The sequence below is a fragment of the Pseudomonas sp. MAG733B genome (assembly GCF_036884845.1).
Classification (GTDB): domain Bacteria; phylum Pseudomonadota; class Gammaproteobacteria; order Pseudomonadales; family Pseudomonadaceae; genus Aquipseudomonas.
The window spans coordinates 2,291,427-2,306,345 of sequence record NZ_CP145732.1 but is presented as its reverse complement, the minus strand read 5'-3'; the positions used below and the strand labels follow the sequence as shown (position 1 = coordinate 2,306,345).

The window sequence follows — 14,919 nt, the reverse complement described above, 5'->3', positions numbered from 1 at the left end:
CCCCAGATAATCGGCACCTTTAAAAGATCGCAGCCTGCGGCAGCTCCTACAGGGAAATTCATTCCAATGTAGAACTGCCGCAGGCTGCGATCTTTTTTTGCGAGAAGCGTATGCTTAGCTCCCTACGCTTTCACATAACAAGGAACAAGCCATGCGCGCACTGGCTGCATTGAGTCGTTTTGTCGGCAACACCTTCGCTTACTGGGTACTGATTTTCGCCGTCGTGGCGTTCCTGCAACCGGCATGGTTCATCGGCCTCAAAGGCGCCATCGTACCGCTGCTCGGTCTGGTGATGTTCGGCATGGGCCTGACCCTCAAGCTTGAAGACTTCGCAGAAGTCGCCCGTCATCCGTGGCGCGTGGCTTTGGGTGTAGTGGCGCATTTCGTGATCATGCCCGGCGTGGCGTGGTTGCTCTGCCAGGCGTTCCATTTGCCCCCGGAAATCGCCGTTGGCGTGATCCTGGTCGGCTGCTGCCCAAGCGGCACGTCGTCGAACGTGATGACCTGGCTCGCCCGTGGCGATCTCGCGCTGTCAGTGGCCATCGCGGCCGTGACCACCCTCCTCGCCCCGCTGCTGACCCCGGCTTTGATCTGGTTGCTGGCTTCGGCCTGGTTGCCGGTGTCGTTCATGGAGCTGTTCTGGTCGATCCTGCAAGTGGTGCTGCTGCCGATCGTGTTGGGTGTGGTTGCCCAGCGTCTGCTTGGCGACAAGGTGCGTCACGCGGTGGACGTGCTGCCGCTGGTCTCGGTAGTGAGCATCGTGATCATCGTCACCGCCGTGGTCGCCGCCAGCCAGGCGAAGATCGCCGAATCCGGCCTGCTGATCATGGCTGTGGTCATGCTGCACAACAGCTTCGGTTACCTGCTGGGTTACTTCACCGGTCGCGTATTCAAGCTGCCATTGGCCCAGCGCAAATCCCTGGCACTGGAAGTCGGCATGCAGAACTCCGGTTTGGGCGCCGCCCTGGCCAGTGCGCATTTCTCACCACTGGCGGCGGTACCGAGCGCATTGTTCAGCGTCTGGCACAATATTTCCGGGGCGCTGCTCTCGACGTATTTCCGACGCATGAGCGAGAAAGAAGATCGCGAAATTGCGGCTCAGCAAGCCGCTGACTGATTCAAAAACTTGATCCCCGGGTTAATGCTGGGCACTCTATTGCGCAACGCGGGGACGACCTCGCGGCTCGATCGAGTCATTAATCTGGGGACGACCCCGTCAATCGATGGAGGTCTTCATGTCCTGGATCATTCTGTTTTTCGCCGGCCTGTTCGAAGTCGGCTGGGCTGTCGGCCTGAAGTACACCGACGGTTTCAGCCGTCCACTCCCCACTGCCCTCACCGTTGCAGCCATGGCCATCAGCCTTGGCTTGCTGGGCCTTGCCATGAAGGAATTGCCACTAGGTACGGCCTATGCGATCTGGACTGGCGTGGGCGCCGTCGGCACAGTGATTGCCGGGATCATTCTGTTTGGTGAGTCGATGGCACTGTTTCGACTGGCCAGTGTGGCGTTGATTATTGCCGGGTTGGTTGGGCTGAAGGTCAGCGCTTAGGCCACTACCGCTATCGCTAGCAGGCTAGCTCCCACATTGGAATGCATTCCCCTGTGGGAGCTAGCCTGCTAGCGATGAGGCCGGTACAGCTAACGACTACCTGATTGCCCCGCGCAACTCGCCCACCAGCGACTGCAGCCTGGCCGGCTCCGCCACCTCAACCGCCACAGCCGGCCCAGCCACCAACGTCACCCGCGACCACAACCGGCGAAACAACCCTTTGCCTGGATCACGGCTGAAGAAGCTCCCCCACAACCCCTGCAAAGCCAATGGAATCACCGGCACCGGTGTCTCTTCAAGAATCCGCGTCAGCCCGCCCTTGAACTCATTGATTTCGCCATCAGCCGTCAACTTGCCCTCGGGGAAAATGCACACCAGTTCGCCGTCCTTTAGATACCGGGCAATGCGCGTGAAGGCCTTTTCGTAGATCTGGATGTCTTCGTGACGTCCCGCAATCGGAATCGTCCCGGCTGTACGGAAGATAAAATTCAGCACCGGCAGGTTGTAGATTTTGTAGTACATGACAAAGCGAATCGGCCTACGTACCGCCCCACCAATCAGCAAGGCATCGACGAACGAAACGTGGTTGCACACCAGCAACGCGGCGCCTTCGTCCGGTATCAATTCAAGATTGCGATGCTGCACGCGGTACATGGAATGGCTGAGCAGCCAGATCATGAAACGCATGGTGAACTCGGGGACAATTTTGAAGATGTAGGCGTTGACGCCGATGTTGAGCAACGACACCACCAGGAACAACTGCGGGATCGACAGCTTGGCCATGCTCAGCAGGATGATCGAGACAATCGCCGACACCACCATGAACAACGCGTTGAGAATGTTGTTGGCGGCAATCACCCGCGCCCGCTCGTTCTCGGCAGTGCGGGACTGGATCAGCGCGTACAACGGGACGATGTAGAAACCACCGAACACGCCGAGTCCGAGGATGTCGAGCAACACCAGCCAGGTATGGCCGAAACCGAGAATCTCGATCCAGCCGTGCCCCGCGACGCTGTCCGGAATTCCGCCGGAATGCCACCACAGCAGCAAACCGAACACGGTCAGGCCAAACGAACCAAACGGCACCAGGCCGATTTCGACTTTGCGCCCGGACAGTTTTTCGCAGAGCATGGAACCCACGGCGATACCAACCGAGAACACCGTGAGAATCAGCGTCACCACAGTCTCGTCGCCGTGCATCCATTCCTTGGCATACGCCGGGATCTGCGTCAGATAAATCGCCCCGACAAACCAGAACCATGAGTTGCCGACAATCGAGCGCGATACCGCTGGAGTCTGCCCCAGGCCAAGTTTCAGCGTGGCCCACGACTGGCTGAAAATATTCCAGTTCAGGCGCATTTCCGGCGTCGCCGCCGCTGCCCGCGGAATGCTGCGACTGGCCAGGTAACCGAGCACGGCGATGCCGATGATCGCGGTAGAAACCACGGGCGCGTAATGACTGGACGACATCATGATCCCGGCACCGATGGTCCCGGCCAGGATCGCCAGGAAGGTGCCCATCTCCACCAGACCGTTGCCACCCACCAGCTCATCTTCACGCAGCGCTTGCGGCAGGATCGAATACTTCACCGGCCCGAACAGCGCCGAATGCGTGCCCATGGCGAACAGCGCCAACAGCATCAGCGACAGGTGATCGAACATGAAGCCGACCGCGCCGACCGCCATGATGACGATTTCCCCGAGTTTGATCAGACGGATCAAGGCGTCCTTGGCAAATTTTTCCCCGAACTGCCCGGCCAGCGCCGAGAACAGAAAGAACGGCAGGATGAACAGCAGCGCACACAGGTTGACCCAGATCGAACGGTCACCGTCGATGGTGAGCTTGTACAAAATGGCGAGGATCAACGACTGCTTGAAGATGTTGTCGTTGAATGCCCCGAGGGACTGGGTCACGAAGAACGGCAAGAAACGCCGGGTGCGCAGCAAGGTGAATTGTGAGGGGTGACTCATCGTCCATGTGTCCCTGATGTTGGGTAAAGAGTGGCCTGGGTTCTTTGATTGGAATGTCGATCGTCGATCCAGGCCACACATTACCTAAACTTCGCAGGTTATTTCTTCAAACCTGCAATGCATGGCGACACAAACAACTCACCGCGCCATGCGCCTTGCAGCGTGCGCTTGCCGACGATCAGCCACATCACCGCCAGCAATGCCACCAGCAGGCAGCCGAAGACCGCGAAAAACGTCAGGTTCAAGGTACTGGCCAATTTCAGCGTTGCCAGGGAATAGACGCCCAACGGAAAGGTGAAGCCCCACCAGCCAAGGTTGAAAGGTATGCCGGCGCGCAGATAACGCAGGGTGATCAACACCGCCATCAGCATCCACCACAAGCCGAAGCCCCACAGGGTGATACCGGCAACCAGACCCAACCCGGCAGCGATTTCACCGATACCCGCCATGCCATTCGCGGCGAAGATTGCCGGAGCGTCGGCGCCCAACAGCAACATGCCCAGCGCACCGGTGCCGATCGGCCCCAATGCCAGCCAACTGGAAGCGGCCATGTTTTCGTGGGGCAATTTGTGCAGCGCCATGCGCAACAGCAGAATCGTCAGAATGCTGAACGCCACCGGCAGGGAAAATGCCCAGAGCACATAGCTGGTCACCAGCACCACCAGTTGCGAGTGAGCATCAACCAGGTGTGGCGCCAGCAAGCCACCGCTGGCGGCGGCCACTTCCGCTGCCACCACTGGCAGCAGCCAGACGGCAGTCATCTGGTCGATACTGTGCTCCTGGCGGGTGAACATCATGTAAGGAATCAGCACCCCGCACGCCAGCGACATCGCCACATCCAGCCACCACAGCACCTCGGCCAGTTGAATCACGCCTTCTCCCCAGCGCGGCAAACCGAACAGCAGAAAGCCGTTGATGATGGTCGCCAGGCCCATGGGAATGGTGCCGAAAAACATCGAAACCGTAGAGTGGCCGAAAATCCGCCGCGCCTCATCGAAAAACAGCAGCCAACGCGCCGCGTACAGTGCCGTGAACAACAGAAACAGAAAGATATTGAACAGCCAAAGGACTTCGGCAATGCCGTGCAAAACGGAATTGCCGATGGGCAATTGCGCCAACGCCAAGGCCAGCACACCGGTGCCCATGGTGGCGGCGAACCAATTCGGAGTGAACTGGCGAATCACCTCACGCGGGTGCTGTAAGTGACTGAAAGGTTTGATGCCGGGCTTGGCGTTGGGGCATGTCATGACGAACTCCTGTCCTCTGGTGAGGTGGAGCCCATCATAGATCCGGATCGAATATCTATATAACGGGTAATATCTCTAACTGTTATCTATTTTGCAGATACAAACAGCAACCCGCTTTTTTATGGCTGTCCGGTAGCGCTGCAAGCGCTGACCGAGCGCTGGCGCATCAACGCGATCAAGGCGCTGAGCGACAGGATGATCAACACCGCACCATAACCATCGGTAGTGGTGACCAGCCCAAAGATGTGCGTGAGATTGCCGGCCAGCAGCGACGGCAGGCAGAACGCCAGATAACTGAGCACGTAATACGCCGACATCAACCCGGCCCGTTCATGGGGCAAGGCCAGTGGCACCAGACTGCGTACGGCACCGAGGAAGCCGGCGCCAAAGCCACACCCGGCGATGAGGGTGCCAAGGAAAAACAGCGGCAGGCTGGCGCTGTGCACACCCAACAGAATGAGGATCAGGCCGATCGGCAGCAGGCTGGCTCCCAACTGCAATGATCTGGCGGCGGCACGATTGCGCAACGTGTAGATCATCAACGCGCCCGTCAAAGTCAGTGCGGCGACAGTCGCGCCGCCGATCAGGTTCGACGTCGAGCCAGTCGCCGTGCGCACCAGGGATGGCGCCAGGGAAGCGTAAAAACCGCCGAGCGCCCAGGTCGCAGTGTTAAGCGGCAGCACTCGCCACAAAGTAGAACGCGCCTGAACCGGTACATGCAGTGTTGGCCGCAACGAGGCCCAGGCACCGGGCTGTGACGAGACACTCTCCGGCAAACGCCAGACGTACACGGCCTGCATCGCGAACAAAGCCAGCAGTAGCCAATAGGTCAAGTGCAACGGCGCCGGCGCAAACTGCGCCAGCAAACCGCATCCCAGTCCGCCCAGCGCCATGCCGATCAACGGGGCCACGCTGTTGATCAACGGCCCTTGCTGGCGATCGGTGTCCAGCAGCGTTGCACTCAACACAGCAGTCGCCATGCCGGTGGCGAAGCCTTGCAGTACTCGGGCACTGAGCAGCCAAGTGACGCTGTCGGCGTAGATGAACAACAGCATCGCCACGGCATTGAGCATCACTGCCGTGAAGATCACCGGTTTGCGTCCAAGAAAGTCCGAGAGCGAACCGACCGTCAATAGCGCCGCCAGCAGGCTGAGAGCGTACACGCCGAAAATCAGGGTCAGCACGGCAGACGAGAATTGCAGTTGCTCTTGATACAATTGATACAACGGTGTCGGCGCAGTGGAAGCCGCCAGAAAACTGAGCAAGGTGATTGCCAGGAACCACAGGCTTGCACGGTTTGAATGGGAACTGGACATGGAAAATCTCCGCAAAAGCTAATTTTTTGCTTTTGCGGAGTGTGCTACCGGTTTGCGCTTAAAGCAAATTCTTTGTGTTAAGGTCCGATGCATTGCTTTTCAGAACCGGCGCTCTGTCGACACAGATCCCGGCGCGAGACAGGAACCACGTGATGACCGCTCCCACTTTACGTCCCGGTGGCCGCAGTGCCCGGGTACAAGAATCAATTCATACCGCTGTGCGCGAACTGCTCGAAGAGCAAGACCGCGCCAGCGTGACGGTGCCGCAGATCGCTGCGCGCGCCGGTGTTACGCCCTCGACCATTTATCGGCGTTGGGGTGATTTGTCGGCGTTGCTCGCGGACGTTGCGCTTGCCCGCATGCAACCGGAAACCGAATCGGCCAACACCGGCAGCCTGCATGGCGATGTGCGCGCCTGGGCGGAGCAATATCTGGACGAAATGAGCTCCGCGCCCGGTCGCAACATGCTGCGCGACGTGCAATCGAGCCTCAAGCCGAGTTACTGCGCGACGATCATTGGCGGGCAGTTGCAGGTCATTCTCGATCGTTATCCGGATCAGCCGAAGCCTGGTGTCGATCGACTGATCAACCTGGTCGCGGCCCCTATCGTGTTTCGCATTCTGTTTTCCGAGGCGCCGCTGGAGGCCGAGGAGTTGCATCGGTTGATCGAGATTGCGTTGAGTCAGCCATAGCGGCAGACCCCAGCATCAAGATTGCCCATGGCGCCTATCACTTCGATAGCCAAGCTCGATTCGCCGCCTGCATTTAGCGGGCCTATTCTTCAAGCATGTGTTCAACATGGACTTGAGGATCAGCATCATGGGCAAACGTCACCCCAACCTTCACGCCTGGCAATGGCGTGCCTACCCGAACAATCACCAGCACCCGACCAATCTGGTGTTGCACCTTATTGCCGTGCCGCTGTTCATCGTGGCGTTTTTGCTGATTGTGTCCGGGGTGTTCGGCCTGAATCTGGCGAACTTCGCCATCGGCATCATCGGCGTGATCGCCGCGCTCGGTTTGCAGCGTCATGGTCATAGCCTAGAGGTTGAAGCCTCCGAGCCGTTCAGCGATCGTAAAGACGCCGTCTCGCGTCTGCTGGTCGAGCAGTTTCTGACCTTCCCAAGGTTTTTCCTCAGTGGCGGCTGGTGGCGCGCCTGGCGTGAGCGCCACCGCCGTCATTGATCAGGCGAACACCGTCACCGTTTGCCGGCTCATGGCAATCAATCGACCTTCAGCGTCCCACATCTTGGCCGCAGCGTGGCCGTAGCCGTCGGCGGCGTGCTCGGTTTCCACAAGGTATTTGCACCAGTCCAGCGTGCTCAATTCCAGCAGCGGCTGCACGAACTCGATGGTCCAGGTCAGCGTGCTGCCCATCGCCGGTTTCTTCAGGAACGGCATCACGGCCGGAGGCCAGGCGTCTACCAGCGCGAGGATGTGCGCCTCGCTGACCGCCTCTTCCTTCACATCACCGCGCAAGCGTACCCAACCCCCCATCTGGCGAGACGTACTGCCGGAGAACGGCAAGCCGCCGACACTCCAGCGCATCGCCAGGTGCCGCATGAATTCCGGAATGACGCCCTCTATGAACGGCAGTTCCTGGCAATCGTCCCAATGCTTCATCTCGGGCGCGGGCTCTGATTTCACCGCCACTTCCGAGGGACGCGAGGCGCCGAAGCTGCCCTGAATCAACGTCACCACCTGACCCTTCTGCATCGCCCGCCCCAGCACTTGACTGACGGCTTTGCCTTCGCGCAACACATCGACTTCAAAACTGACCGGCACTTCCGGCTCGACAGGTCCTACGAAAGTAATCGCCAGCGAACGCACCGGCCGATCCGCCGGGACTTTTGCGCGCATGGCTTCGTACTGCAAAGCGGCCACCAAACCACCGAAACTGGCGCGGCCCTGCGCCCAAGAAGCCGGGATAGACAACTCCAGCGGCTGGCGGCGGACGGCGTCGAGCAGATCGGAGAAGCGCATGAAAACCTCAGGAGCAGAAAAGGATGAAGGGATCTTAACCAGCCGGCGAAGGCTGTACAGCGCACATTCCGGCCAAATTGACTGACAGATGGGCCGCATGCGGAACATTGATACCAGTATCAAAGGCGATCCATTGTGGGAGCGGGCTTGCTTGCGAAAGTGGTGGATCAGTCGACATATACTCTGACTGACACACCGCTTTCGCGAGCAAGCCCGCTCCCACATTGGATTTTTGGTGTTCTCAGGATTTGAAGCAGTCTGCGCTGAGCTTGTCCAGCACGCGGTCGGCGCGTTGTTCGGCCTTGGCCATGGTGGCTTGCCAGACTGCGACACACGGTTGTAAATCGGCTTCCTGCTCGGCAATGGCCAGCCATTGCAGGCAGTCGTGCCAGTCGCCTAAAGCGCCCTGTGCCGATTTCAATCGGGGCATCGCCGCTTTCGGCAAGCGATCCAGTTCGGGATAGGCATCGATGCCATAGCGCACGCGCTTGATCAGCAGGCGCAAACGATGGCGGTCATGGGCGGGATCGTGCAGGGCTTCGTCGAGTTTCTTCCACTGTTTGCCCAGGCGTTTCTCAATGCGCTTGCCCAATCCCTTGAGCAAACCCTGACGTTGAGAGGCTCGCAAAAAACGTGGAAAGGCATCAAGGATGACCAGCAATTGCGCGAGCTCGGTACTCGTCGCGACCGCCGGATAAGCCTCGGCCATCTGCGCTAACCGGCGCTGAGCGGCTTCGGGTTGGTCGTGTTTTAGCAAGTAAGCCGCCAACACTTCACGATCGCGCCACGGCGTGGTCAGGTCGCCGACGCCGGAGGCCGCCGTTTCCAGCTGCTCGACACCGGGCAATCCGCGCAATGGCCGCAGCAGACTGCGCAAACGGCGCACCGTGGTCCGCAGGTCATGCAAGGCTTCAGGGTCGATGCGCGCACTCAATCGCGCCTGACAGGCCAGTACTCGAACTTCCAGGCCCAAGACATGAGCCACTAACCGATCCACCAATGCCGACATCACTTGCTCCCTGAGTCGAATGTCCCCTGTAGCCCTGCATCATGCCTCAACGGCCGGCGCGTGACTCACGAATATAGAAGCGCGCCTTCTCGGCCTTTTTGGTGCAACCTTCGAAGCCTTCGAATTGCTGTTGGGTCTTGGCCGCGGTCAGCAGCGACAAGGCCTTGGAGTAACTGACGTTCCCGGCGAAACCCTCGGCCTTGGCCAGGTCCAGCTCGTGCCATGCAGCATCGAGGTTGCTACCGCAGCTGTCGCGATAAGCGGTTTTACCGGCGCAACCGGCGAGTGCCAGGGCAATCAGCGGCACACAGATCCAGGCTTTCATCACTCACTCCTCAAAGATAGGAAAACAGTCATGCAGGTAGGACGGTCTGGCGCGTGAAAAGTGCCGTCCATCGCCCGCGCAAACTGTAGCGCTGGCGAGAATAACCATCCGCCGCCAACAAGTGTCGAAAAAACGACGCGTTCGCGGTACCGAGCGACCTTGGCGATTGAAGCGTGCCCCTCGATGGGTGCATTGTTGAACCATTCAAACGAGGGCGATTCATGAAAAAGCGTGTCGCACTGGTGTTGGGCTCGGGTGGAGCCCGGGGTTATGCCCATATCGGCGTTATCCAGGAGATTGAACGGCGTGGCTACGATATCGCCTGTATCGCCGGTTGTTCCATGGGGGCAGTGGTCGGTGGGATCTACGCCGCTGGCAAGCTCGATGAATATCGCGACTGGATCGAGAGTCTGGATTACCTCGATGTATTGCGTCTGGTGGATGTCAGTTTTCGCCTGGGGGCGATTCGTGGGGAAAAGGTCTTCGGACAGATCCGCAAGATCGTCGGCGAGATCAATATCGAAGACCTGCGCATTCCGTACACAGCTGTGGCCACCGACCTGACCAACCAGCAGGAAATCTGGTTCCAGGAAGGTTGCCTGCACCAGGCGATGCGCGCCTCGGCGGCGATTCCCAGCCTGTTTACGCCGGTGATGCAGGGCAATCGCATGCTGGTTGACGGCGGCATTCTCAACCCGTTGCCGATCGTGCCGGTGGTATCGAGTCATTGCGATCTGATCATCGCGGTCAACCTCAACTCCACCAACCAGCGCCACTATCAACTGCCGGTGATCCAGCGCCCTGCGGCGTTCAAAAGCCGTTTCAACAGCCTGCTCAATTCCCTCGGTTCGAAGATGCCATTCCGGCGCAAACAGGCCGAGCAATTGCTGTTGTTGGAGAAAGAAGCGTTGATGGCCGAAGCGGCCGAGATCAACCCGTGGGTCGAATCCGCCGCACCGGAAGCCCAGCAACCGGCTGCGGCCCCGGAACGCGAAGGCGCGCCGAAGTCCGCCACCGGGTCGTTCATTATCGACAACGTCGGCCCGGCGTCCTTGCTGGACTTGATCAACCAGAGTTTCGAAGTGATGCAGACTTCGTTGGCGCAGTACAAGATTGCCGGGTATCCGCCGGACGTTTTGATCAACGTGCCGAAGCGGGTGTGCCGGTTTTTCGAGTTTTACAAGGCGCCGGAGTTGATCGCGCTGGGGCGGGAGATTGCGCGGGATACGATGGATCGGTATGAGAATGAGCGGGATTCTTGAAGTTCTCGGGTGAATGTGAGGCCCCCATCGCGGGCAAGCCTTGCTCCTACGGATTAGCGTCGTTCACAAAACGTGCGAATGCCGAAAATCCGTAGGAGCAAGGCTTGCCCGCGATGGGGCCAGATCATTCAGCACAAAACTAAAAACCGCCCTCACTCAACAACCGATACCCCACCCCAGCCTCCGTCACGATAAACCGCGGCTGGGTCGGATCATCCGCCAGTTTCTGCCGCAAGTGCCCGACCACGATCCGCAGGTAGTGACTGTCTTCGGTATGGGTCGGTCCCCAGATGTCCTTGAGCAATTGTTGCTGGGTGATGACCCGCCCGGGATGTCGCGCGAGCTGCGCCAGCACTGCGTATTCCTTGCGGGTCAGCGCGACTTCGACACCTTCGAGCAATACCCGGCGATAGGCCAGGTCCACCGTCAGCGGGCCGAAGGTCAACGCCGCTTGCTGGGCCTCGCCCATCGGTGCCTGACGCAACAGCGCACGTATCCGCGCCAGGAACTCCTGAATGCCGAAAGGCTTGGTCACGTAGTCATTGGCGCCGCCATCCAGCGCCTCGACTTTCTGCCCTTCGCCGGCACGTACAGAAAGCACCAGCACCGGCACCGTCGACCACTCGCGGAACTCGCGCAGCACTTGCTGACCGTCCATGTCCGGCAAGCCGAGGTCGAGCACCAGCAAATCCGGTTTGTTCAACGCAGCCTGGGCCAGCCCCTCGGTGCCGGTGCCGGCCTCCAGCACTTTGTAGCCTTGGGAAGCAAGGCTGATACGCAGGAATTTGCGGATCTGCGGTTCGTCGTCGATGACCAAAATGGTCGCGGTCTGGCTCATGAATTCACGTCAACACAAAGAGGTGGCTAGAGAGTAACGCACGCACGATCAGGCTTCACTTTCGGCCATTAATTTTCAAAGGCTGGCTGAGCCTGCAAAGGCAGGTGCAAGGTGATGCAGGTGCCGCGCCCTTCGATGCCGTCGGCGACGCTGATCCGCCCGCCATGGGCGCCGACCATGCCCTGACAGATCGCCAATCCCAGCCCGGTGCCCTGCCCGCCACGATCACCGCGCGCAGCGGTGTAGAACATGTCGAAAATCTTCGACCGTTCCGACTCCGGAATCCCCGGTCCTTCATCGCTCACCGAAAAAAACAACTCACTGTCATCGGCCCCCGCGCGCAGTTGCAAACGCCCATGGGATGGCGAAAAACGCGCGGCGTTTTCCATCACGTTGATCAGCGCCTGCTCGATCAGCGCAGCGTGGACGAACAGCAGCGGCAATTCTGCCGGTACTTCGGTGCTGACCTGCAACGGCGCCAGTACCGCACGCAGGCGATTGAGCGCACTGCCGACAATATCCGCCGGCGATACCCAGTCTCGCGCCAGCTTCAGCGCGCCGTGACCGAGCCGGGTCATGTCCAGCAGGTTTTGAATGTAGCGATCGAGCCGTTCGGCTTCATCGCGGGTGCCTTCGAGCAGTTCGCGACGATCCGCCAGCGGGATCGCTTCACCGAGGGCCAACAGACTGTCGATGCTGCCGCGCATGGAGGTCAGCGGCGTGCGCAAATCGTGGGACACCGACGCCAGCAAGGCACTGCGCAGTTGCTCGGTTTCGCCGTGCAGCCGCGCCGCTTCCAGATCATCGGCCAACTGCGCGCGGGCCAGCGCCTGGGCCAGCGGCTGACTCAACGCGGTCAACAAACGTCGACGCTGACCGCTCAAGGTCTGGCCTTCCCTGGCACACACGCCGAGGAGCGCCAGCGGTCCATCCTCCACGGTCAGCGGCCACCACCACCAACGCCCGAACGGCAAAGTACCGGTGCCGGCGCCGGCCGGTTGATCGTGCTGCCAAGCCCAATCGGCGGCGGCACGTTCCGCTTCGGAGAACTCCAGCGGGCCGCCGGTTTCGACTTTCCAGCCACTTGGACCATCGCGATTGAGAAGGCACAGTTGCAGATCGCTCCAGCCTTCGAGGTGGTGCGCCGCTGCACTGATCACAGCCTGGCGGTCGGTGGCGGCGGTGAGTTTGCGCGACAGGTCGAGCAGTTCGGTGGTTTCTTCCTGGGTATCGCGCAGGGCCTGCAATTGCCGCCGCTGCCGCGCCGCGAGGTTACCGGTAAGGGCCGCCATCAGCAGGAAGAACAGCAAGGTCAGCACGTCTTCTTCGCGCTGGATGCTGAAGGAAAAATTCGGTGGAATGAACAGGAAGTCGTAGGTCAGAAACGACAACGCCGCACAGACCAGCGCCGGCCCCAGACTGCTGCGCACCGCCACCAGCAATACGGCGGCGAGGAACACCAGCGAGATGTTGGGTAGCGGTAGAGTTTTTGCCACGGCCCAGGCCAGCGCGGAAGCCAGAATCGTCGCCACCACCGCCAAGGCGTAGTCGAACCACACCAGCGATTGCATCGAACGCTGGCGTGGCTGATTCTCTTCGTGATCGCTGTCGAGGACGTTGATTTCCAGCCCGCGAGCAGTGCGCAGCAGCCGCGCCGCCAGCCCGCCGCCGAACAGTCGGCGACGCAAACTCGGTCGGGACTGGCCCACCAGCACCAAGCTGGCACGACGCTCGGCGGCATGCTGAATCAGGGTTTTCGCTACTTCACCGGCCCGCAGCAACACCACTTCGCCACCCAAACGTTCGGCCAATTGCTGCGCGCGTTGCAAACGCAGGCGCGACTGCTCGTCACGCACACTGCCGTTGTCCACGTGCACCAGGCTCCATGGCAGATGCCGACGCTGAGCGACGCGACAGGCGTGGCGGACAAGGCGTTCGGCCTGGGCATCGCCATCGACACCTACCAGCAAACGCCCGCGAACGGCTGGCGCTGCCTGCCCCAACTGTCGGTAGCCCTGGGCCAGATCGTTATCGACCTGGGCCGCCGCGGTTTGCATCGCCAGTTCGCGCAGGGCCGTCAGGTTGGTCTGGGAAAAAAACGCGTCGATGGCCGCCCGCGCCTGCTCCGGCACGTAGACCTTGCCATCGCGCAGACGCTCCAGCAGCTCACGCGGCGGCAGGTCGATCAATAGCAGTTCATAGGCTTCTTGCAGCACCCAGTCCGGCAGGGTTTCGCGAACCTGCACGCCGGTAATTCCGCGCACCTGATCGTTGAGACTTTCCAGGTGCTGGACGTTGACCGTGGTGTACACGTCGATGCCGGCGGCGAGCAATTCCTGAATGTCTTGCCAGCGCTTTTCGTGACGGCTGCCGGGCGCGTTGGTGTGGGCCAGTTCGTCTACCAGCACCAGTTTCGGTTTGGCCACGAGCAGGCCGTCGAGGTCCATTTCCTCAAGCTCGACGCCTCGGTATTCCGAGCGCACCAAAGCTTGTTGGGGCAAGCCGCTGAGCAGCGCTTCGGTTTCGGCGCGGCCGTGGGTTTCGACGACGCCGGCGATGACTTTCACCCCTTGGCGCAACTGGGTATGAGCCGCTTGCAGCATGGCGTAGGTCTTGCCGACACCCGGCGCGGCGCCGAGAAATACCTTGAGCCGGCCACGGCCATCGCGGGGCAGGTCTGCTAACAGCGCGTCGGCGCGGCCGGAGTCGCTCATGCTTTAAATTCTCTCAAATGATCGTTCCCACGCTATGCGTGGGAATGCCGCCCAGGACGCTCCGCGTCCCATCCAGAGCGGACGCGGAGCGTCCGTTGATGCATTCCCACGCAGAGCGTGGGAACGATCGTCTACTAAAGGTTTTCCAGCGCCCGATTCAGCTCAAGCACATTCACCACCGGCGGCCCCACCAGCGGCTGCTCGATATGGGCGTCCAGCAGGTTTTGCAGGGTCGCCACCGGCACGTTACGCGCCGTCGCAACACGCGCCAGTTGATAGGCAATTGCGGCCGGTGGCAAGTGTGGATCGAGGCCGCTGCCGGACGTGGTGAGCATGGCCAGCGGCACGGGGCCCTGACCTGGCACCAGCAATTTGTTGGCATCGTCGATCACCCGAGTGGCCAGCGCCGGGTTGCTTGGCGACAGGTTGCTCGCGCCGCTCGCCACGGTGGCAAAGGCACCGGCCGATGGTCGTGGGTGGAACCAGGCATCGCCGACGAAATCCTGGGCGATCAGCGAGGAACCGCGGACCTTGCCGTCAGTGTCGCGCACTAGGCTGCCATTGGCCTGATCCGGGAAGGCAACCTGGGCCACGCCGGTGACCACCAGGGGATAAGCGACACCGGTGATCAGGGTCATCAGAACCAGCAGGCTCAGGGCCGGACGTATCATTGTGGACATTTCAAAATCCTCGAATTCGTAAAG

Annotated in this window: 14 protein-coding genes; 5 read left to right on the top strand and 9 right to left on the bottom strand. The window is 60.4% G+C overall.

Annotation, left to right across the window (positions count from 1 at the left end):
* Window positions 1-151: 151 nt before the first annotated feature.
* Together V6Z53_RS10510 and sugE are read left to right on the top strand one after the other, a co-directional pair.
* On the top strand, window positions 152-1,117 hold the full coding sequence (locus tag V6Z53_RS10510) for a bile acid:sodium symporter family protein (RefSeq protein ID WP_338585435.1): 966 nt from the start codon (window positions 152-154) through the stop codon (window positions 1,115-1,117).
* 118 nt (window positions 1,118-1,235) lie between these two features.
* A complete protein-coding gene (gene sugE, locus V6Z53_RS10505; RefSeq protein WP_027922462.1) occupies window positions 1,236-1,550 on the top strand; it encodes a quaternary ammonium compound efflux SMR transporter SugE in 315 nt (104 codons plus the stop codon).
* 96 nt (window positions 1,551-1,646) lie between these two features.
* On the opposite strand, the gene V6Z53_RS10500 is transcribed toward sugE, so the two are convergent.
* The 3 genes from V6Z53_RS10500 to V6Z53_RS10490 all read right to left on the bottom strand — a co-directional run bounded on the left by V6Z53_RS10500 (window position 1,647) and on the right by V6Z53_RS10490 (window position 6,084).
* The gene (locus V6Z53_RS10500; protein WP_338585434.1) at window positions 1,647-3,521 is read right to left on the bottom strand and encodes an MFS transporter; all 1,875 of its coding nucleotides are present in this window, start codon (window positions 3,519-3,521) and stop codon (window positions 1,647-1,649) included.
* Between the two features lie 98 nt (window positions 3,522-3,619).
* Window positions 3,620-4,768, bottom strand: a complete 1,149-nt coding sequence (locus V6Z53_RS10495) for a TDT family transporter (RefSeq protein ID WP_338585433.1) — start codon at window positions 4,766-4,768, stop codon at window positions 3,620-3,622.
* A 119-nt stretch (window positions 4,769-4,887) separates the two neighbouring features.
* Window positions 4,888-6,084 (bottom strand): MFS transporter, encoded by a 1,197-nt coding sequence (locus V6Z53_RS10490; RefSeq protein ID WP_338585432.1) that lies wholly within the window; start codon window positions 6,082-6,084, stop codon window positions 4,888-4,890.
* Window positions 6,085-6,236: 152 nt separating this feature from the next.
* Between V6Z53_RS10490 and V6Z53_RS10485 the strand changes: the two genes are divergently transcribed.
* Both V6Z53_RS10485 and V6Z53_RS10480 read left to right on the top strand, forming a co-directional pair.
* Window positions 6,237-6,776, top strand: a complete 540-nt coding sequence (locus V6Z53_RS10485) for a TetR/AcrR family transcriptional regulator (protein ID WP_338585430.1) — start codon at window positions 6,237-6,239, stop codon at window positions 6,774-6,776.
* Between the two features lie 127 nt (window positions 6,777-6,903).
* Complete coding sequence (locus V6Z53_RS10480; RefSeq protein ID WP_338585429.1) at window positions 6,904-7,269, top strand: Mpo1-like protein; 366 nt, start codon at window positions 6,904-6,906, stop codon at window positions 7,267-7,269.
* Here the strand turns inward: V6Z53_RS10480 and V6Z53_RS10475 are convergent, their stop codons facing one another.
* The 3 genes from V6Z53_RS10475 to V6Z53_RS10465 all read right to left on the bottom strand — a co-directional run bounded on the left by V6Z53_RS10475 (window position 7,270) and on the right by V6Z53_RS10465 (window position 9,401).
* Window positions 7,270-8,067: a thioesterase family protein gene (locus V6Z53_RS10475; protein ID WP_338585428.1), complete on the bottom strand. Its 798-nt coding sequence runs from the start codon at window positions 8,065-8,067 to the stop codon at window positions 7,270-7,272. It lies immediately after the preceding gene.
* Between the two features lie 241 nt (window positions 8,068-8,308).
* Window positions 8,309-9,076: a CHAD domain-containing protein gene (locus V6Z53_RS10470; protein ID WP_338585427.1), complete on the bottom strand. Its 768-nt coding sequence runs from the start codon at window positions 9,074-9,076 to the stop codon at window positions 8,309-8,311.
* Between the two features lie 46 nt (window positions 9,077-9,122).
* On the bottom strand, window positions 9,123-9,401 hold the full coding sequence (locus V6Z53_RS10465) for a hypothetical protein (RefSeq protein WP_338585426.1): 279 nt from the start codon (window positions 9,399-9,401) through the stop codon (window positions 9,123-9,125).
* 221 nt (window positions 9,402-9,622) lie between these two features.
* Between V6Z53_RS10465 and V6Z53_RS10460 the strand changes: the two genes are divergently transcribed.
* Window positions 9,623-10,663 carry a patatin-like phospholipase family protein gene (locus tag V6Z53_RS10460; RefSeq protein WP_338585425.1) on the top strand — a complete coding sequence of 347 codons (1,041 nt, stop codon included), beginning with the start codon at window positions 9,623-9,625 and terminating at the stop codon, window positions 10,661-10,663.
* Between the two features lie 139 nt (window positions 10,664-10,802).
* Here the strand turns inward: V6Z53_RS10460 and V6Z53_RS10455 are convergent, their stop codons facing one another.
* The 3 genes from V6Z53_RS10455 to kdpC form a co-directional block, all read right to left on the bottom strand.
* Window positions 10,803-11,501, bottom strand: a complete 699-nt coding sequence (locus tag V6Z53_RS10455; RefSeq protein WP_338585424.1) for a response regulator — start codon at window positions 11,499-11,501, stop codon at window positions 10,803-10,805.
* A 68-nt stretch (window positions 11,502-11,569) separates the two neighbouring features.
* The gene (locus V6Z53_RS10450) at window positions 11,570-14,215 is read right to left on the bottom strand and encodes a sensor histidine kinase KdpD (RefSeq protein WP_338585423.1); all 2,646 of its coding nucleotides are present in this window, start codon (window positions 14,213-14,215) and stop codon (window positions 11,570-11,572) included.
* Between the two features lie 134 nt (window positions 14,216-14,349).
* Window positions 14,350-14,895 carry a potassium-transporting ATPase subunit KdpC gene (kdpC, locus tag V6Z53_RS10445; RefSeq protein WP_338585422.1) on the bottom strand — a complete coding sequence of 182 codons (546 nt, stop codon included), beginning with the start codon at window positions 14,893-14,895 and terminating at the stop codon, window positions 14,350-14,352.
* Window positions 14,896-14,919 lie beyond the last annotated feature (24 nt).